The following is a 20010-nucleotide window of genomic DNA, read 5'->3' on the forward strand; positions in this document are numbered from 1 at the left end:
GTTTCCATGCAGTGATACTATTTTTACTGTGCCTTGTTCGGTTGTTCTACTGGAATTGAATTTGTATTTGATCTATTTGTTTTTAATTCAAAATACGCATCCAAAATCTCTTTACCAATCGCAGAATTAATTCCTGATTTATCATCATTCACCCATGGTACAACAACTGAAAAAGCTACTTCCGGATCAGCATCATATGGTGCATAACCGGCAAGAGTTAAATTATAACATTTTTTTCGGTTGTTGTTCTCATCTCTTCCAATATCACTTTCTCCACCATATACTGTCTCAGCTGTTCCTGTTTTTCCCGCTGGTTTATATGGTAGACCTTTAAACGTTCCGGTACCTGTTCCGTCAGCTTCTTGAAAAACTCTTCTAAATCCTTCTTTTACATGATTAATGTACGAAGTGTCCATATCCACTCGATTTAATACAACTGGTTCAATCGACCGAACGACTTTTCCTACATCCTCTGGTCTATTCGGTTGCTCTCTCACTTCCTGTACAATTTGTGGTTTCATTCGGTAACCGCCATTTGCAATTGTGGAAATATATTGTGCAAGCTGAAGCGGCGTATATGTATCATACTGTCCAATCGCGTAATCAAGTAAAAATCCGGGTATGTTATCAGTTCTACCTACTTGACCAATTGATTCATTTGGCAGGTCAATACCAGTCGACACACCTAGGCCAAATTGTCTAAAATAGTAGCGCATTTTATTAAATGTTTCTTGTTTAATGTCTAATGGATTGTTTGGGACATAATTAATGCCTGCCATTTTTAAAGCCGTATTAAACATATAAACGTTCGATGACACTTGCAAAGCTCTTAAATCATCAATATCCCCAAATTCTTTCCACGATTTCTTCGGCTTAGAACTTCCTTTAAAATACATTGGCGCATCAAAGAAATGTGTATACGGCTTAATCGCTTCTGTTTGATATCCAGTTAATAAAGTAGCCCCTTTTACAGTTGACCCTAACTCATAAGAACTTGTCATCGTTCCTAATGCATAATCTTCTATTTGCATACCGCCATCTTTATTTACAATTTTCTTTCCTGCCATTGATAAAATTTGACCGTTTTTCGGATTCATCATTACTACGAACGCACGATCCATCATCGGCTCTGCAGCATGAAAGGCTCGTAAATTCTTTTCAAGGCTTCCCTCTACTCTTTTCTGTAAATCCATATCGACTGTTAACATCAAGTTATTTCCACTTTTTCCTTCAGTCACTTTTTCTGTTCGAACAATCTTCCCTGCTTTATCCATAATATTTTTAGACTGTTCTTTCGTTCCATGTAGTGCATCTTCGTATTGTTTTTCGATGTAACTTTTACCAATACGGTCGTTTCGATTATAATCACGAACTAAATAATAATCTAAGTGTTCTCTTGGCAACCCTTCATTTTCATTAGAAACGCTACCTAGTATAGAGCGCAGTATTTTATCATTTGGGTATTCACGTTCCCAATCTACTGTCGTATCTACCCCTGGTAAGCTTGCCAACCTTTCACTAACGACAGCATATTCATTTTGACTTACATCTTTTTTAACGATTTGCGGCGTCATTTTATATCCCGCATTCATTTTGCTTTTAATTACTAATACTTCTATATCTTCCTTTGAAAGCTCATTCAATTCTTCTTGTGTAATTCTTTCCCGGCGCAGTTCTTCTACTTTTTTATCTAACTCTTTTCCTTCTATTTCTTGCTTTCTAAATTTACTCTCATCTTCTTTCGTTACTTTCGCCGCTGCCCGTTTTTCATTTAACTGCATCCAAAAATCTTTCTTATCTGTCTCTGTTAACTTATCCATGTCCTCTTGCGACATTTCAATTAGCTTGGCTAAATCTCTTGCTACTTGTAAAACTTCTTTCGAGTCTACTCCTCTCATTTTCGTATATGTAACGGTTCGTAATGGTTTATTATTTACAATAACATGACCTTGCCGATCAAACATTTTCCCTCTAGGAACGGGAGTGCTTACCGTTACATCTTCCTTTTTATTTACTTCATTTCTATACGTTTCTCCATCAATGATTTGTACTTTACCTAATTGAATTATAATAGCTGAAAATAAAAGAAAGACAATAAAAAATAGTACATTTAACCGAAATGGAATATGAGTCTTTTTCTTTTTCGATTGTTTTTTCTGCTCCTTTTTCTGTCTCATTTCGCTCCCTCGCTTCATTCTATTAACATTTCTACGCAAAATCATTATGTATCAAATTTATTTATATGATATATATAGAATTTTATATTAATTATAAAAGAAATAAAAGATTTAATTTTCAGTTTTTTGTTTTTTATATCCTATTTATTACCATTCCCTTAATGCACAATAACATGAATATTATTCTAAAAGAAAAATGGGGCAAATTGATTTTTATAAATTATAGAGATGTTGTTACTACATTATCAAAATGTTTTCATATGGCTTAAAACAGTGATTACTCAAATAAAAAACTGAGGCAGATACCTCAGTTTTTTCGATAACTTATTTCATTGAAGATAACCCTTCAACAAACTCACCAATCTTATTTTGAAAAACAAAATCAAAGTTATATTCCTGTCCTGTTAACTCTTCATTTACTAAAATAGTTGTTGCTCCTACTTCCCTCTTTGCGATTTCCGGGAATGAAGCGACAGGTTGTACTTTTAATGACGTTCCCATAACGAGAAGTACACCTGTTTCATATAAACGTTTCATCGCATTTTGATATTGCGGCAGTGTATCTCCGTATAAAACAACATCTGGATTTAAAATGAAATTACACTTCTCACAACGCGGTACTTCATGATCAATCATATACTGCAAATCATATCCCGTTTTACACTTCGGACAATGTGCTGTTTGAAGCGTTCCATGTAAATCAATAACATGTTTACTACCACCTAATTGATGTAAACCGTCAATATTTTGCGTTAAAATCGTAATATCTTTCCCTTGTTCTTCTAGCTCAGCTAAAAAGCGATGGCCACGATTTGGTTTATATTGATGGAACGTATTAATTTGAAAGATTTCTTTATAATGCTTCCAAAATTCTTTCGGACTTCGGTTATAGTACCCTCTTGATAAGTACATCTCCACATTCGCATCAGCATACAATCCATTTGCTGAACGAAAATCTGGAATACCACTTTCCGTACTTGCACCAGCGCCTGTTAATACTGTAATTTTCTTCGCTTTTTCTAAAATTGAACGTACTTCTTCAAATTGTTGCACAAAAATCACCTCTATGTATTTTCCTATTCTTATTATACCAGTTGTTTACAGGAGGTGTTGTACAATTCATTTTACTTAATGCGTTGCGCCCCCAACCTCTACAATATCTACTTTAACTGTCGTCGTTACTTCGATTGCCAATTCTATCCCCTTACGAATAGTAGAAAGTGACATACTCGGTTGCCCTGGATAATTACTCGCTTGTTCTGGTAAAAACGGAATATGAATGAATCCGCCTTTTATTTTCTTATCATGTTTCTCTAGTTCATGCATAAGTCCATAGAATAAGTGATTACAAACGAATGTGCCTGCCGTCTGTGAAACAGATGACGGTATACCCTCTTCGCGAAGTTTTTTTACGATTGCTTTCATCGGAAGTGTAGACCAATACGCAATCGCTCCTTCTTCTACAACCGGTACATCTACCGGCTGATTCCCTTCATTGTCAGCGATTCTTGCATCATCAATATTAATTGCGATACGTTCTATCGTAATATCTGGTCTGCCCCCAGCTTGTCCAATGCATATAATAATTTCCGGCGCTAGTTCTTCTATATACTCTTTTAATACGCTTATTGATTTATGAAATACAGTTGGTACTTGTTTGCTTATTATCTTGTATTCTCCAATTGTTTTTTCATGCAAACCTTTTGCTACTTCCCAAGCTGGATTGATATTTTCTCCGCCAAACGGATCAAACCCTGTTAATAATACTGTTTTCATAGTTTTCTCCTCCTAATTAGAAACGATATACAAGGCCGTACATAATAAACATATTAATAATGAAAATGGAAAGAGCAATTGGTACTTGCGCTTTAATAACCGCATTTTTATCCTTTAGCTCTAAAAGCATCGCAGGTACGATATTAAAGTTTGCTGCCATTGGTGTAAGCAGCGTTCCGCAATATCCAGCAAACATACCGAGCGCTGCCATAATTGCTGGGTTTCCGCCGTGCATTTGAACTATTAAAGGTAATCCAATTCCGCCAGTAATAACAGCAAACGCTGCGAATGCATTTCCCATTACGACTGTAAATAGCATCATGCCTAAACAGTACGCCATAACGGCAACGAACGGATACTCTGTCGGTAGCACTTGTCCGACTAAGTCTGAAACAACTTGTCCAACGCCAGACTTCGCGAATATACCGCCAAGTGCTGCTAACATTTGTGGTAAAATTACAGCCCAGCCAACAGCTTGTAATAGCCTGCTTCCTTCTTGTACAGGTGTTGTTATTTTTGATTTTGTAATACGCATCGCCGCAACAAATGCGAGTAATGCACCAAACGCTAGTGCAACTAATGTTACTTTATCTGGATCAACAAGAGAGACATTTCCCCATTTAATTTTCCCTAAGGTCAACGTACCGATAATTGTAAAAATAGGAATTAATAGTGCAGGCATAAAAATTTTATTTTTTAATTTCTCAGCATGTTTCACACGTTCTTGTACTGGAACTTCTTTTTCCTCTGATTTTGTTACTTTATTTAGCGAGGCTAAAACGACCATAGCGAGCACGATACAGCCAACGTAAAACGAAGGAATTACATTTCCAAATAAAAATGTAACTGCAAACAATGCCCAAAATAAACTAGAACCGAATCTGTTTGGATGTTTACGATCGAATGCGATACGAACAGCGATAAAAGCAACGATTATCCCTAATACATAATAGATTGTATCCATTGTGATGATGTTCATATTAGATTGCCTCCTTCTCTTCTTTTCCTTCTGCCTTCATTGTTTTCTCTATATATTTATCAAACCTTCTAAATCTAATCCAGCTTACAATAAGTGCAGATATTGCTGTCGGAATGCCCCAAAGTGCCATATCCCATACACCGACATGCATACCTACTGAATCGAAGAATCCTTTCATTAATAAAATAGCACCAGTTGCGATGAAAATATCTTCTCCGAAAAACCAAGCTGTATTTTCCGCAGCCGCTGCGTTTGCTTTAATCTTTTCTCTTAATTTTTCAGGAAGTTTACCGTATTTACCTTGCGCGGCCCCTTCTGCCATCGGTGCAACGAGCGGCCTTACTGTTTGCGCATGCCCACCAATATTAAGCCCTAGTGCTGCTGATGATTCTCTTATCGTAAAATATGACATTAATACTCTTCCAGTTGTTGCTCCTTTTGATTTCGTTATAAGTGCTTCGGCTCTTTCTTTTAAACCGTAACGCTCTAAAATTCCGATTACCGGTAAAGTTAATATAATTGGCATAGACATATATCTATTCTCTATGAAAAATTTACCGAACATGCTAATCACATCATAAAAACTTAATCCTGAAACCATACCAGTAACAATACCTGCAACCATAACTACTAAAAGTGTATTTAATCTAAATAAAAAGCCCACTGCAACAAGTAGTATTCCGATTAATTTAATCATTTCTAGCACTTCCCCCTATTTTTTATTTCGGTGCACAAATAGAAATACCATTGAGTTTGAATGTTCTGTATATTCTTTCTGCAAATTGTACTGCTTTTTCCCCATCACCGTGTAAACAAATCGTCTGCGCCTGAACTGCTACTTTCTCACCATTCACCGAATTTACATAGCCTTCTTTCACCATTTGAAGTACTTGCTTTATCGCTTCGTCTTCATCTTTTATAAGCGCATTTTCTTCTGTACGGCTCGTTAATGTACCATCTTGCTTATATGTACGATCCGCAAAAGCCTCTTGTACAAGAGTTACTTTGTATTTTTCTGCAGCCTGTATAAACGCCCCGCTATTTGCTAATCCATAAAGTAATAGACTTGGATTTATATGATAAATTGCCTTTGCAATTGCATCTGCAATTTCCGGATTAGTTGCCGCCATATTATATAGAGCACCGTGCGGTTTCACATGATGCATCTTCCCGCCAGCCACTTTTACAAAACCGTCTAATGCACCAATTTGATATAAAACATAATCGTATACTTCACTTGCTGAAACATTCATGTTCCTTCTACCAAATCCAATTAAATCTGGAAATCCGGGGTGTGCCCCTATTGCTACGTTATGTTGCATTGCCTTTTCAATCGTTTGCCGCATAACAGACGGATCACCTGCATGAAAACCACAAGCAACATTTATAGAGGATACGAATGGAAGAATTTCATCATCATTCCCCATTTTATAAGCGCCAAAACTTTCTCCTAAATCACAGTTTAAATCGATTGTCTTCACATTATTTCCCTCCTAATTTCAGCTTCGTAAAGCAATGAATTTCTTTAATAGATTCATATTTACTTCTTGTTCTATGTACAATTGTTCCGCTTCTTCAAGCGTAATTTTCTCAAAAGAAACATAGTCCCCCGGCTTTAGCTGGGCAAGAAGAGGTAAATCTACTGAAATGATATTTCCCATTCTCGGATAGCCACCTGTCGTTTGCCTATCTGCCATTAATATAATCGGCTGTCCACCATTAGGAACTTGAATGGTCCCATATGTAACTGGACTCGATAAAATCTCTTTTTCTTCCATCCTATTTAATACTTCTCCCTCAACCCTATAGCCCATACGATCAGCATAATTAGATACCTTATACTCTTTCGTAAAAAATGCCTTTCTACTTTTTTCTGTAAATTGATCGTATTCAAAGTCAGCTATGACACGAAGCTTAGGATGTTTCTTATACTTTGGTAGTACGCTGTTGCTAATTGCCCATTTCATTTTTATTCTCTCACCTTTTTGTAAGTCTTGAATGAAACGATTCGCCATTTCTGGTTGTGCACCAATTTGGAAGTAGTCACCCTTTTTCAGCATTCTTCCTTCTATACCACCAATCGCAGCACGTATGTACGTACTTTTACTTCCCATTGTACGCTCAATATGTATTCCACCCGCAAAGGTCACATACGCTCTGCAACCACTTTTCACTTTTCCAAAACAAAGCATACTACCTTCTTCCGCTAAAATTGGACGCCATAAGGGGATACGTTCTCCATTCAATAACGGTTCCATATCTGCTCCGCCAATTGCAAGTAAAGTCGTTTTCTTTATTAACAATTTAGGTCCCATAATCGTCATTTCGAGTCCCGCTTCATTCTCTTCATTACCAACTAACATATTGATCATCCGAAGTGCACTTTGATCCATCCCCCCGCCAACTGGCACACCGTATTGTTGATAATGAGATCGCCCTAAATCTTGGACTGTTGTAAACATTCCCGCATGCAAAACCTCTACATCCATTTTTTAGCCCCCTCAAGCGATACGTACTCTTCCTTCGTTATTGGAATAAATCGTAAATACATACCACTTTGAATATATGTTGGTATTTCTTCTTCCGGATTAAATAATGAAATAGGAGTTCGGCCGATAATATTCCATCCTCCTGGTGTTTCAAGCGGATATATACCTGTTTGATTTCCGCCAATACCTACCGAACCAGGAGAGATTTGTAACCGTGGTGTTTCTTTTCTAGGTGTTTCTAATTCTTTTGAAAGTCCTCCTAAATACGGGAACCCTGGTGTAAAACCTAGCATATATACAAAATATGTAGTTTTACTATGTATTCGAATCACATCTTCTACTTGTAAACCGTGATAATGCGCGACTTCTTCTAAATCTGGTCCATATTCTCCCCCGTAACAAACGGGTATAGAGATATGTTTCACATCCTGTTTTACTTCTTCTTTATAAGAATCACACAGCTCCTTTATATACTGGCGAACGTAATCATGTGACCTTTCACTTCTCTCATTTCCCTTCCATACTTCGTATACATTGTAGTAAACAGCTAATGAAGTAAACGACGGAACGCACTCTATCATTCCTGCAAACGGATGTTGCTGCAGTCCTTGAAATAACCGCTGTACTTTCTCATATATATCCCTCTTAATTTCTTCACCAAATGTAACAATAATTGCTTGATCCCCTAACGCAGAAAATTTCATCCTACTCCCTCTTTCTATGCCAAAAAGCCGAGTTCTTTCGAAATGCGATGCGCTGTTTCTTTCACCTTCGCAATAAAATATGAAATGTTACTTTCGTTGTACTCAATTGCTAATCCCGAAATACTAATGCCTGCTACAACCGTTCCATCGCTCGCGAAAATGGGTGCTGCTATCGCGGCTGTATGATTTTCTAACTCAGAATAACTAATGGTGTAGCCTTCCTTTTTCGCCATTTGCAACACTTCTAACAATTGTTTCTTATCCACGATTGTTCCATCTGCAAACTGTTTTAAATCCACTTCCTCTATGTATCTCCGTTTCTCTTCCTCAGAGAAATACGATAGTAAAATTCTTGGACATGCGCCAGCATAAAGCGGTGCTCTTCTTCCAACCGCCGTATACACGCGTACCGGCTGAACACCTTCCATTTTTTCAACATAAATTGCGTCATTTCCATCCTGAATTATTAAATTAACTGCCTGTCCTAAACTATCACTAAGTTCTTTCATATAAGGAATTGCTATATTTCTTACTGATAATCGGTGTGAAACAAGTTGACCGAACCGTAAAAATACGACCCCTAAACGATATTTCCCCTTTTCGTTTTTTTGTAAAAACTCCATCTCTTCCAACGAACCAATTAAACGATAAACAGATGTTTTCGGCATATTTGTAAGCTGAACCATCTCAGTTAAACTTAGCTCTTCATGCTCATAAAACAACTCTAAAATATCCATTGTCTTAACTGCCGTTTTATTTATACTCATTCTATCTCCCTTTCGTTCCGAATTACGGAACTTAAATTCCGTTTTTCGAAACAAACATATAATTTAAAATTATAAAATATTCTTTCAATTCAATCAATAGATTTTAAGCAAATAAAAAAGTATGGAAGAATATCTCTCCCATACTTCACCACACTTTATAACGCTCTTACTTGTTCCAACGGCCAGAAAACAGCTTGTCCTTTTCCGACAATTTCATCTTCTGAAATAAAGCCAAACATGCGACCATCCTTAGAAACTTCACGATTATCCCCTAAAACAAATACTTGGCCTTCTGGCACTTTCGTTTTCCCAGTGATTTGTTCTAACGTAAAGTCTGGAGTTAATACACGGCCTACTGCTTTTTCTTTAAACTGTTTTAAATATGGTTCTTCCATCGCTTTTCCGTTTACATATAAAACATCATTTTTATACTCAACTGTATCGCCTGGCAAACCAATTACTCGTTTTACTAAATCGTATCCTTCTTTCCCGTGGAAGACGATAATATCAAAGCGATCTAATCCACTTATACTATAACCAATCTTATTCACGAGAACTCTTTCGTTGTTTTTTAAAGTGGGCATCATTGATTCACCTTGTACTAAAGAAGGTGTAAATAAAACACCGCGAATAATAGCAATTAATACAAGGGTAAAACCTATCGTTTTAGCCCAAGAGAATAATTCTTTCTTCGTATTTTCCTTCATCGTTTCTCCTCTTTCTTAAGCACTTATTTTATTATTTCAACTAATTCTTGTACTAAATTAGGATCTATTTCAGAAAAACATGATTTTCCTTCTCTTACCGCTGTACCGACATGCGCCTGCGTGATTCCAGTTTCATCTAGCAATCGCTTTATATTTTCTTTCGTCACGCCAGCTCCAGCTACAAGCTGAATTTGACCATCACTTACCTTTTGCATTTCTGTAAGCACCGGAATATTCTCTACTATATTTCCTTGTCCACCTGAAGTTAAAACGTGAGTCACTTTATGAAACTTCTTTAAAGTGCTCATCGCTTCTACTGGATTTTTTATATCATCTATCGCACGGTGGTACGTTACATTTATTCCATCTACAACAGATAGTAAATCCGCTAATTTCTCTTCATCCACTTCATTTCGTTCGTTTAATACGCCTAATACTACCCCAGCTGCTCCTAACTTCTGTGCAACTATAATATCTTCTTTCATCATTTCAATTTCTTCTTCCGTATATGTAAAAGACTTCGCATGCGGACGAATCATAACATGAATTGGTATACTTACCACTTCTACCGCTTTTTTTATAAAAGCATAACTCGGTGTTAAACCACCTTCTGTATAAGATGAAATTAATTCAATCCGCTTCCCGCCAGCACTTTCAATTCGTTTTACATCTTCTAAACATGTTGCAATAACCTCTAGCATGAGATGACCTCTTTTCGTGCTTTTTTCTTATTATAACATTAGTAAAAATAAGAAGCCTAGCTTTCTCCTTTAAAACTTAAAAAAGAAGAATGAAAAGAAAGATTTTTTTATTGGCAATAATTATTTGGGACATCCTATTATTCATGTACACTCCTACCATAATGAAAAAAACCGTCATTTTGACGGACTTTTCTAATTTCAAACTTTTCTTTCCTCAGTTTTCATATCAATGCCTAATTGATCTTCCAATAACTTTAAACCTTTCTTTGTAAGATGGACAGCTCGGTTCTTATCCGTTTTCGTAATCCATCCCTGTTCAAAAAACAGTTTTGCAATTGCAGACCCTAACCAACCAGAAATATGGTAACACCGTTCACTCCAATCAAGGCAAGGTTTTGCAAATACCCTCCTTTTTGTATCTGCCTCATCAACATTTATTCCAAAATTCAGAAACCATTTCTTACCTTGTTCCGTTACAATGTATTCTCCACCCTCTAAAATTATAAATTGCCTATCTAGTAATTTTTCAGTTATCTCTACACCGAGTTTGCCTGCAAGATGATCATAACAAGTTCGAGCATAACGAATTTGTTTTAGTTGGGTTGATTGTTTTAAAGAGCGAACTTGAACTGTTGGTGCAATTGTCCCTAACTTTTCAAGCACTTCGGCAACTTCTTGATTAGCAAGTCGATAGTAACGATGTCTACCATGTTGTTCAACTGTAAGTAAATTCCCTTCTACTAATTTAGAAAGATGCGAACTAATTGTTGGATGTGACACTTTTGCCATATAAGCCAATTCACTAGCAGGTAGTGCCTGATTATTCATTAGACAATCTAAGATGATTGCTCTTGTAGGTTCAGCAATTAGTTTAGCTATATATGAGATATTCGGATATACATTCATATTTCGATGATACCCTAACTATTAAATTGATACAATTATTTTAAGTTTAATAGTAAAGGAGAATGTATTATGAATGCAATTGATCTTAGTATATTAAATTTAAAAGAAACGAGAAGGCGCTCAGAAAAATTATGGAATTCTCTTCCCGATAATTTTCTTAATTGGAAGCCTGATCCTGAGGCTATGTCCTTTGGTGAAATGATTCGTCACGTATGGAGCTCAACTTTTTACTATCATATGATTATAAAAAACAACGGCTCAATAAACGACATACGTACCCCGTATGATGACGAGCCAATTACTTGTGTAAAAAAAGAAATTGAATTAGCACAATCATGTTTTGCCGATTTCATAGAATATGTTCAATCAATAAGCATAGCAGAGCTAGATACAAGACTTATTGATCGAAGCGATGTTGGCTATCAACGATATTTAGGCGATATGCTATTACGAATTGCCTATCATGATGCGGTCCATGCAGGTCAATTTTTACAATATTTACGAATGGTAAACTTAGAAAGGCCATTAATTTGGGATTAAATACGAAAAATGTTTATACAGCCTCCAAACTGGCATTACAATAAGAATTTTTCAACAAGACACAATCAAAAAAACATGATAATCATTTATATTAAAAACCTACATCTCAACCAAGTGCTTCATACATATAAAAAGCATGGGTTTGATTAGTAATCAAACCCATGCTTTAAAAACTATGACCGAAACGCCGCATCCGCAAGCATAGATAGTGTTGCATCATCCATCGGCGGATTATGCAGTCCTGCTCTGACATTTAAATAGTAACGATGGAGCGGATTTTTTTCTGATAGACTTTTTGCTCCTACGATGCGCATTGATTTATCCACTATGGATATCGCCGCATTTGTTACGGCGTATTTCACTGCCGCTAATTCTACTTGCAGTGACAGTTTATCTTCTGCCTCATCGTATTTTTTCGCAATTTGATATAAAAAGACGCGAGCTTGCATAAGCTCGAGTTCTAATTCTCCAACTAATCTTCTAACATTCGGTAATAAACTAATAGAATGGTTTAAACTATTTGGTTTGTATGATCCCGCAAACTGAACTGCATAATTTCTTGCTGATTGTGCAATTCCTAAATAACATGCTGGTATATGTAGCAACCAGCCAATACCCTTTTGTTTCACTTTCCCGCCTTTTACATCCGTAAAAAAGCGGTTGTCTATCTCTACATTTTGTAAGACAAGGTCGTGGCTAGCAGTCCCTCGCATTGCAACGCTATCCCACGTTTCTTCAATAGATACACCGAGTGTATTTCTCGGAATAACAAACTCACCAACTTCTTCACGGCCTTCCATACTTGCTGAAATAATAAAATAATCAAGTACTGGCGCCATCGTTGTAAAAGTTTTTCTTCCATTTATAACCCACTTCTCGCCTTGTTGAACCGCTATTGTTTCTGGTTTGCCGCCACGCGTCGGACTCCCTGTTTTCGGTTCTGTTGCTGCCCTGTTAAAGAGCGCACCATTACGTACTTCTTCGCAAAACCATTTGAACATCTCATCATTCCAAGAGCGATTTTCCGCTAGCTCCTTCACAATGCCAAGATGCCAGCCAATCGATAATGCAGTAGCTCCACAGCCTTCCGCGATTTTCTCTTGAAATAAAACGAAGTCATATAAAGAAATGGCACTACCACCAAATTCCTTCGGTAACGTTAATTTCGTATATCCGATATCTTTCAAATCATTTATATTTTCATACGGAAATGATCCTAATTCACTTAACTGATGCTCCCTTTCCATGAACTTCGGAATCAATTTATTTATTTTCTCAATAATTAAAGACTGTTCTTCTGTTTCAACAAATGAGAGTGCCATACTATAATCTCCTTTATGCTCGATTCATAAACCGTTCATTTTGTCATTATGATTATATGAAGCTACCCCTCTATTGTTTCACTATTCCGATAAAAATACAATGGTTTTGACTAATAAGAAAAGTTCCTATTTAAAGATAGGTTCTTTTCTTATTAGTCCCCCTTCAATGCTTTTAACGGCAAAGAGGTTACATATCCAATATACGAGAATAATTCTTTAAAGAAGAATGGTATTTCTGTATCTAACGTTTTATATGCTGATGTCGGCGTTGGTGAAGCATACGCTTCAATATTAATATGTTTTGCGATTCTCATTGCGCGTTTCATATGAAGTGGATCACTTACAATCGTGTATGTTTGTATGCCGTTCTCTATTCCAACTTGCTTCGCATTTTTTAAATTTTCTTCAGTGAAAAGGGATTTAGTTTCAATTAAAATATCTTCCTCTTTTACACCTTGTTTCATTGCATATACTCTTGCAGTACGTGCTTCCTCAAGTTCTGCCTCGAACTTTGTACCACCTGTAAAAATAATCTTTTTAATATTTCCGTTCTTATATAAAGAAATCGCATGATTAATTCTTTCTTTAAATACAGGAGATGGTTTTCCGTTCCATGAAGCTGCTCCTAGTACGATACCAGCATCCGTTTTCACGTCATCATTTGCTTTAAAACGATAACTCCAAATATCGTAAGCTGCATAACTTACATATAAAATAGCAGAACAAATCATTAGTAAAAATACTTGAAAGATTCGTCTTTTCTTACTCTTCTTATTTTCTTTCATTTGTAATTGCCTCCGTACATCATCCATACTTCTATAAAAAACATTTATATCAAATCGTTTTGTTTGAGTTTATTTAAAAGAAGGAACTTTACTTGTTATTTATGTATAAAAGGGTTTTCATTTAAAATTGAGGATTATCAATTCATTTTCATTTGCGGTTTTCATTACATTTTTTAAATTCATAAGTTTATTACCATACAACTACATTGTAACGAATTTTTTCTCAGAAGGGAACGATGAAACAAAAGGAATTAAAATAAAGTAGCATTTTGTAAGAAAAAAGGTATATTTTTCATATCTCACGAACAATATACCTTTCAAAACACGAATTATAACTTTTCTTTATACAACTCTAATTTTTCTAACAATTGTTCTTTTACGCCTGGCCATTCACTCGAGATAATACTGTACACCACCGCATCTCTCACATAACCATTCGGTAATTTTCTTTCATTTCGAAGCACACCCTCTTTTACTGCGCCTAACCGTTCAATTGCTCGTTGTGCTTTTTCATTTCTTGCATCCGTCTTAATTTGCACTCTCAGCATATGCAACTTTTCAAAAGCATACTGAAGAAGCATATACTTACACTCTGTATTTATACTCGTACGTTGCACACTCGGATGATACCACGTTTGCCCTAACTCAACTGTCTTATCTTCTACTGAAATATTATATAAACGTGTACTTCCTACAATCTTATTCGACTGTTGATCTACGACTATGAAAGGTATTTGAGTACCTCTTCCGTAACCCTTTATCGCTTTTTGAACGTATTGTTGCATATCTTGCACACTATCCATTTTAGAGATTAAATACGCCCAAATATCCCGATTTCCTTCTACAATCGAAAACAAAGTTTCGACATCAGTATTATCCATTAACCGCAACTTTGCTCTTTCGTGAATAATTTCCATTTTTAAGCCCCCTTTGTTGTTACTATATCATAAGAATCAAAAACGTATTATAAGAATAAAAAAATATAAAGAAAAGAATTCTTTTCAAATATATTCTTCTCGTATAAGGTAGGAAGACTCATCAGTAACCATTAAAAAAAGAATTTTTTGATAATTTCCAATAAATTCTATATAATGATAAACGGGAGGGGATAAAAAATGCTAGATCAAATTACTTGGGGAACGCCAGGCAGCTTATTATGCTTAGGATTCTTTTTTGCGGGACTAGGAATCTTCTTAAGAAGCGTTACGTCATATACGAAAAATAAATAAGAATATCCCGCTTTTAAACAAAAGAAGCCCCCTTTTTACAGACGGCTTCTTTTGTTTAACTTTATCTTATTAAAACTTCAAAGCAACAAATAAGCAATCGGCGTAATAATAAGCAACGTTAAAATCGTTCTCTGCACATATAAAATAATGAGTTCAGATACTTTTAACGGAATATCTGTTGATAATATACAAGGAATGGAAGCGGAGAAAAACAAAATAGATGATACGGAAACAACTGCAATAACAAACTTTGTCACGAGTGGTGCACTTACTACTAATAATGACGGTAAAAACATTTCTGCAATGCCAACTGATGCGGCTTTAGCAGCTAAGTCTGCTTCTGGTAATTGTAATAGCCATGTAAACGGATAGAAAATATAACTGATCCAATCAAATATTGGCGTAAACTTCGCTAAGACGATACCAATTAATCCTACTGACATAATGGATGGTAAAATTCCCATTGTCATAATAAATCCGTCTTTTAAATTCATTGCAATATTTTTCATAATGCTCGGTGCAGACTTTGATACTTCTAACGCATCTTCCCAAGCACGTTCTAACATTTTCTCTTTATAAACAGGCTCTGGGAACCCTTCTTCTGTTACATATGTATCTGGTTTTCTACTAAGGGGTGGGATTCTTACGGTGATAGCAGTCACGATGAATGTTACAACAAGTGTAGTCCAAAAATAAACATTCCATAAATGCATAATATCTAATGTTTTTGCGATGATGATCATAAATGTAGCGGATACTGTAGAAAATCCTGTAGCGATAATCGCCGCTTCTTTTGTCGTATACTTTCCTTCTTTATACACGCGATTCGTAATAAGGAGAGCAAGCGAATAACTTCCAACGAAAGACGCAACTGCATCGATTGCCGATCTCCCCGGCGTATTCCATAATGGCCTCATAATCGGACGACAAAATGTACCGATAAATTCAAGCAATCCATATCCGACTAATAACGCTAAAAACGCCGAGCCAATTGGAACGAGCAAACTTACTGATATGACTAGCTTCTCATACAAAAACGGCCCAATATCTGGCGCAAAGAACCAAGCTGGTCCTACTTTTAAACAATATAATATGCCGAAAACAACGCCAACTACTTTTAAAATAGAAAAACAAATGTCTACGATAGATGCATTCCATTTCTTCGTATAAAATGGATAAATCGCACCAATCGCCATAACAAATAATGCATAATAAGGTACTACGCCAGGAACCGAAGCCCTAATCCACGATACGATATGATCAATCATAATAGACGATGCACCGTTTATCGTAACAGGAACGAAAAACATAAACACTCCAACGAGACTAGCAAGTATAAACCGAAGAATAATCCCCTTCTCTCGCCCTGTCTTAATTACATTACTCTTTAATTCAATTTCACTCAAAATTCGACACCTCCTATTATCTAAATATTCTGTATAATTATGTTATATTCCTTCTTTCTATTTCTACTATTTAATCATATGAAAAAGCCTATTTTAAAATAGGCTTTTCTATTACCCTTTATAATCATCCACAATCACTTTCATGATACGATACGATTCTTCTGCTACTTTTTCATTACTATCCCTATTCGCATCATATGTAATTAACGCCTTCCAAAGTGCCCATCCTCTCGCTCTATTCCACGTTTCTTCATCCATGCGTAATACTTCTTTAAATACATTTCTACTATTTTCATCAAAAAACGTCCAAGCCATCGCTGCATCACAAGCAGGATCTCCTACACCTAAAATACCAAAATCAATTACAGCACAAAGCTTTCCATCTTTAACGAGTAAATTCCCTGGCGCTACATCTCCATGAATCCAAACTGGCTTACAATCCCATGTCGAACTAAGTGCTACATTCCAAAGGTGCTTTAATAATGCCTCGTCAAAAACATCCTTATTATTTTCAATAGCAACTCTCGCCTCTTCATCATATACAGATATAAGTCCGCCTCGGTAAAAATTATGTGTTCCAGCTAAAGGTCCGTTACTCGCATTAATAGATTGCAATTCTACTAAAAAAGATCCTAAGTCCGCCGCAAATTCATTTAAATCCCGAACGTTTTGTTTCGTAACTGTTTCTCCCTCTATCCACTTATTAATAGACCAAGGCAATGGATACGCTTCAGACGGATTTCCTTTCGCAAGTGGGGTAGAAATCGGTAAAGAAAGCCCCTTACTTAATATAGGAAGCCAACTATTTTCTTTCTCTACTTGCGGTGCATATGCCACATCACTTGGCAATCTTACACTCATCTCATCCCCTAAGTGAAACGTCCTATTATCATGCCCACTAAACTTTACAGGTCTCACTTCTAAATGGGCCCATTCAGGAAACTGTTCCTGTATTAACTTTTCAACTAAACTTACGTTAATTGGATGCATTCACATTCTCCTTTTCTTTTGAAACTTACTAAGCCCATCCGTACTTCCAACATATTCAAAACTATTTTTCTTATAAAAATCATTCAACGTACGATTATGCCCCACGCAATCTAACTTCAAATATTCTTTATCACATTGCACATTCTCTTCTACCCACCGTAAAATCCATTCTCCTATTCCATTTCCCTTATACTTCCGTTTCACCGCAAATCTATGAATATATAATGAATTAGAAACTTCCTCTTTACCAAAAATATGTTCATCCCATTCATTTTGTTTAGGAGAAACTGTAACCGTACCAACTATTTCATCTTCTTTCAGAACAACATATGTATATTTCTCTCTTATACATTCTAGTATTTCAGCCGTAGCTTCCTCTCCTAAAAGATACTGCCACTGATCCACTTCTTTATATTGTAGCCATTGTGCTACCTCTTTTAATAAAAGGATAATACTATCACTTTCATTTTCAGTAGCAATTCGAATTGCATATTCTTTACTTATATTTCTCTCCATATTGCCTTTCCCCTTTCAAATTGCTACCATACTGACAAACGCGTTCTACCGTCGTTTTCGTCTGTAACATATTTCACATAAAATCCTTGTTTCCGTGCGTTTTCATACATTAATTCAATCGCTTTTTGATCTTTCACATAAATTTGTATGTATTGAGCATCCACTGCTAATACGATTAGCTCACACTTACTTTCCTTAAACTCTTCATATGTTTCAATATCTATCGCTTTTTCTCCTTTAGGATATGCTTTTAAATCTGCAAAAATAAGATAATATATGTTGTCTTTAACTAACTTTTTCAATGCTAACCCTTCCACTACACTTGGTTCTTCTGGAAATAATGCCTCATCCAATTCACCACGTGCTATTAAGTAGGACTCCTCATCCCTCACTCGCCAATCAAATACAGTAATATCAATTGGCTTTAATACTTTCCAAAGTAAATTATCATATCCATCTAGAATATCTACTGTAATCCCTCTTTTCATATGCTTGCTCCTAACTTATTCATTTTCGTTTCATACATTATATATGAAATGTAATTACTATATTTTGTCGATACATAAGTACATCATAAAAAAACCGCTCCACTACTAGCGAAACGGTTTCCTTCTGCTTACATTTAAATATTCCATTCAATTGTTGCACTACGTTTTAAAATATTTTTTAATATATGCACCACATCAGTCGTTCATTCTTAATGTTTACTTCGACTTCACGAAGTAATATAAAAACCATACTGCATGATTTTGTTCATCCGCAGCTATTCTCCGTAACAACTCTTTCAAATGTACATCCGATGTCTCATCTGAAATTTCCAAATAAAAATCTACTGTTTTTTGTTCATCTTGTATAGCGAACTCTAATCCTTGTAAATACGTATTTGGGCAGTCTTCAGTAATTTGTGGTTTTGGCTGCTTACCAGTTAAGTTCGTATAAATTTGTACAAAGTGGTGGAAATGCTTTATTTCATCATTACGAATTTCAAGAATTTGTTTTTGTTCTACTTGATTTGGAGCCATATTCGCTAATTTTGCATAGCAGCTTATAGCGCTATACTCTCCATTTATAGCTTTTTCAATATCACTAATTAACTTATCATTCTGCCTATACCAATCATAATAATTCGAATTATACATCATATCCCCCCATACTTTCGCTTAACATTTTATGCATTTAGAAATAGTAGGAGCCTGTGTATTTAACGGGACGGCTTTAGAATGAAAGAAAAGTTTGAGAAAAGGGTCTATTTTGTAAAGGAATTGATTATGCATAAAATAATACTATTGTATACTGTTGCTATAAACTCTCGCGGGAGTTAGGAAAATAAATTCGCGAATCAACGTTTGGTTCAACATGATGCGGTGCGAAGCTATTATGAGTTCAGTGACATAACTAGGAGGTTCCACTATGCCATCTTTATTTAAAACTATGGAGTTCCAGCTAAAAACCGAACGACTTGACCTGAGTATGTGGGAGGAATCCGATTCAGTTTGGCTGAGAAAATTAATTGGCGAACGTGGTGTGGACATGCCGACCCTCGACTCCGTTCGTAACCGGCTTATTGAGATGCGCAAGAAGGCAGACGAAAATGGTATTTCCCTTCTCACTATTCGAAGGAGAGACGAAGGCGATTTCATTGGATACTGTGGCTTAATTATCGGTCGTTCCACACTTGAAGAGCCAGAGATTGCATACGAGTTGTTCCGCAGCGCTCATGGTAAAGGTTATGCGACTGAGGCCGCATCTGTTGTACTGGACGCGGCGATTGCTACTGGGCGCCAAAGACTTTGGTCGACTGTAGGTGCTTGGAATATCGCTTCCCTCCGGGTACTAGAAAAGATAGGATTTAAGCGTCATCACAGTACGTGGGATGATGAACGTGGTGAGATTGTTTGGAACGTACGCGATCTTTAGAGATTTCGCCTTAATTCTAAACACTACACTTTTCAACAATCAGGCATTTACATTGAGAAAAAATCAAAAACAAGCCGTTTCACTAATTAGTGAAACGGC

The 20010-nt window shown here is 36.1% G+C and carries 22 protein-coding genes; 2 read left to right on the top strand and 20 right to left on the bottom strand.

Annotation, left to right across the window (positions count from 1 at the left end):
• Window positions 1-23: 23 nt before the first annotated feature.
• From ACTFRU_RS03560 to ACTFRU_RS03615, 12 genes are all read right to left on the bottom strand, one after another.
• A complete protein-coding gene (locus ACTFRU_RS03560; RefSeq protein ID WP_001249188.1) occupies window positions 24-2177 on the bottom strand; it encodes a peptidoglycan D,D-transpeptidase FtsI family protein in 2154 nt (717 codons plus the stop codon).
• A gap of 324 nt (window positions 2178-2501) precedes the next feature.
• A complete protein-coding gene (locus tag ACTFRU_RS03565) occupies window positions 2502-3230 on the bottom strand; it encodes an NAD-dependent protein deacylase (protein ID WP_440037467.1) in 729 nt (242 codons plus the stop codon).
• Between the two features lie 75 nt (window positions 3231-3305).
• Window positions 3306-3953 (bottom strand): pyroglutamyl-peptidase I, encoded by a 648-nt coding sequence (gene pcp / locus ACTFRU_RS03570; RefSeq protein ID WP_000859708.1) that lies wholly within the window; start codon window positions 3951-3953, stop codon window positions 3306-3308.
• A gap of 16 nt (window positions 3954-3969) precedes the next feature.
• Entirely contained in the window at window positions 3970-4932 is a 963-nt protein-coding gene (locus ACTFRU_RS03575; RefSeq protein ID WP_001021677.1) for a DUF979 domain-containing protein, read from the bottom strand.
• 1 nt (window position 4933) lies between these two features.
• Window positions 4934-5629: a DUF969 domain-containing protein gene (locus ACTFRU_RS03580; protein WP_000593392.1), complete on the bottom strand. Its 696-nt coding sequence runs from the start codon at window positions 5627-5629 to the stop codon at window positions 4934-4936.
• A 22-nt stretch (window positions 5630-5651) separates the two neighbouring features.
• Window positions 5652-6413 carry a 5-oxoprolinase subunit PxpA gene (gene pxpA, locus ACTFRU_RS03585; protein ID WP_440037468.1) on the bottom strand — a complete coding sequence of 254 codons (762 nt, stop codon included), beginning with the start codon at window positions 6411-6413 and terminating at the stop codon, window positions 5652-5654.
• 18 nt (window positions 6414-6431) lie between these two features.
• Window positions 6432-7421 carry a biotin-dependent carboxyltransferase family protein gene (locus tag ACTFRU_RS03590; RefSeq protein ID WP_166695461.1) on the bottom strand — a complete coding sequence of 330 codons (990 nt, stop codon included), beginning with the start codon at window positions 7419-7421 and terminating at the stop codon, window positions 6432-6434.
• A complete protein-coding gene (gene pxpB / locus ACTFRU_RS03595; RefSeq protein ID WP_166695462.1) occupies window positions 7412-8125 on the bottom strand; it encodes a 5-oxoprolinase subunit PxpB in 714 nt (237 codons plus the stop codon). The genes ACTFRU_RS03590 and pxpB overlap by 10 nt, the downstream gene beginning before the upstream one ends.
• Window positions 8126-8139: 14 nt before the next feature.
• Window positions 8140-8892 (bottom strand): IclR family transcriptional regulator, encoded by a 753-nt coding sequence (locus ACTFRU_RS03600; protein ID WP_000026363.1) that lies wholly within the window; start codon window positions 8890-8892, stop codon window positions 8140-8142.
• 155 nt (window positions 8893-9047) lie between these two features.
• Window positions 9048-9599 (bottom strand): signal peptidase I, encoded by a 552-nt coding sequence (gene lepB / locus ACTFRU_RS03605; protein WP_000662501.1) that lies wholly within the window; start codon window positions 9597-9599, stop codon window positions 9048-9050.
• 23 nt (window positions 9600-9622) lie between these two features.
• Window positions 9623-10300 (bottom strand): copper homeostasis protein CutC, encoded by a 678-nt coding sequence (locus ACTFRU_RS03610; RefSeq protein ID WP_000895119.1) that lies wholly within the window; start codon window positions 10298-10300, stop codon window positions 9623-9625.
• Between the two features lie 198 nt (window positions 10301-10498).
• Window positions 10499-11206 carry an ArsR/SmtB family transcription factor gene (locus ACTFRU_RS03615; RefSeq protein ID WP_166695464.1) on the bottom strand — a complete coding sequence of 236 codons (708 nt, stop codon included), beginning with the start codon at window positions 11204-11206 and terminating at the stop codon, window positions 10499-10501.
• 69 nt (window positions 11207-11275) lie between these two features.
• Here ACTFRU_RS03615 and ACTFRU_RS03620 point away from each other — a divergent pair, with 69 nt between their 5' ends.
• The gene (locus ACTFRU_RS03620; RefSeq protein ID WP_016122766.1) at window positions 11276-11746 is read left to right on the top strand and encodes a DinB family protein; all 471 of its coding nucleotides are present in this window, start codon (window positions 11276-11278) and stop codon (window positions 11744-11746) included.
• Between the two features lie 173 nt (window positions 11747-11919).
• Here the strand turns inward: ACTFRU_RS03620 and ACTFRU_RS03625 are convergent, their stop codons facing one another.
• The 8 genes from ACTFRU_RS03625 to ACTFRU_RS03660 all read right to left on the bottom strand — a co-directional run bounded on the left by ACTFRU_RS03625 (window position 11920) and on the right by ACTFRU_RS03660 (window position 19133).
• A complete protein-coding gene (locus ACTFRU_RS03625) occupies window positions 11920-13068 on the bottom strand; it encodes an acyl-CoA dehydrogenase family protein (protein WP_440037469.1) in 1149 nt (382 codons plus the stop codon).
• 152 nt (window positions 13069-13220) lie between these two features.
• Window positions 13221-13853: a YdcF family protein gene (locus tag ACTFRU_RS03630; protein ID WP_000662215.1), complete on the bottom strand. Its 633-nt coding sequence runs from the start codon at window positions 13851-13853 to the stop codon at window positions 13221-13223.
• 329 nt (window positions 13854-14182) lie between these two features.
• On the bottom strand, window positions 14183-14770 hold the full coding sequence (locus ACTFRU_RS03635) for a GNAT family N-acetyltransferase (protein WP_000402585.1): 588 nt from the start codon (window positions 14768-14770) through the stop codon (window positions 14183-14185).
• Between the two features lie 389 nt (window positions 14771-15159).
• Window positions 15160-16488, bottom strand: a complete 1329-nt coding sequence (locus tag ACTFRU_RS03640; protein WP_144560843.1) for a YjiH family protein — start codon at window positions 16486-16488, stop codon at window positions 15160-15162.
• A 111-nt stretch (window positions 16489-16599) separates the two neighbouring features.
• Entirely contained in the window at window positions 16600-17478 is an 879-nt protein-coding gene (locus tag ACTFRU_RS03645) for an aminoglycoside phosphotransferase family protein (protein ID WP_152122683.1), read from the bottom strand.
• The gene (locus ACTFRU_RS03650; RefSeq protein ID WP_063536752.1) at window positions 17479-17994 is read right to left on the bottom strand and encodes a GNAT family N-acetyltransferase; all 516 of its coding nucleotides are present in this window, start codon (window positions 17992-17994) and stop codon (window positions 17479-17481) included.
• A gap of 23 nt (window positions 17995-18017) precedes the next feature.
• A complete protein-coding gene (locus tag ACTFRU_RS03655) occupies window positions 18018-18482 on the bottom strand; it encodes a DUF2691 family protein (RefSeq protein ID WP_006916820.1) in 465 nt (154 codons plus the stop codon).
• A gap of 216 nt (window positions 18483-18698) precedes the next feature.
• Window positions 18699-19133: a ferritin-like domain-containing protein gene (locus ACTFRU_RS03660; RefSeq protein WP_000282826.1), complete on the bottom strand. Its 435-nt coding sequence runs from the start codon at window positions 19131-19133 to the stop codon at window positions 18699-18701.
• Window positions 19134-19404: 271 nt separating this feature from the next.
• Here ACTFRU_RS03660 and ACTFRU_RS03665 point away from each other — a divergent pair, with 271 nt between their 5' ends.
• Window positions 19405-19911, top strand: coding sequence for a GNAT family N-acetyltransferase (locus ACTFRU_RS03665; RefSeq protein WP_440037470.1), 507 nt, complete (start codon window positions 19405-19407; stop codon window positions 19909-19911).
• Window positions 19912-20010 lie beyond the last annotated feature (99 nt).

Origin of the sequence: Bacillus cereus group sp. MYBK220-1 (genome assembly GCF_051916445.1) — a bacterium.
Lineage (GTDB): Bacteria > Bacillota > Bacilli > Bacillales > Bacillaceae_G > Bacillus_A > Bacillus_A cereus.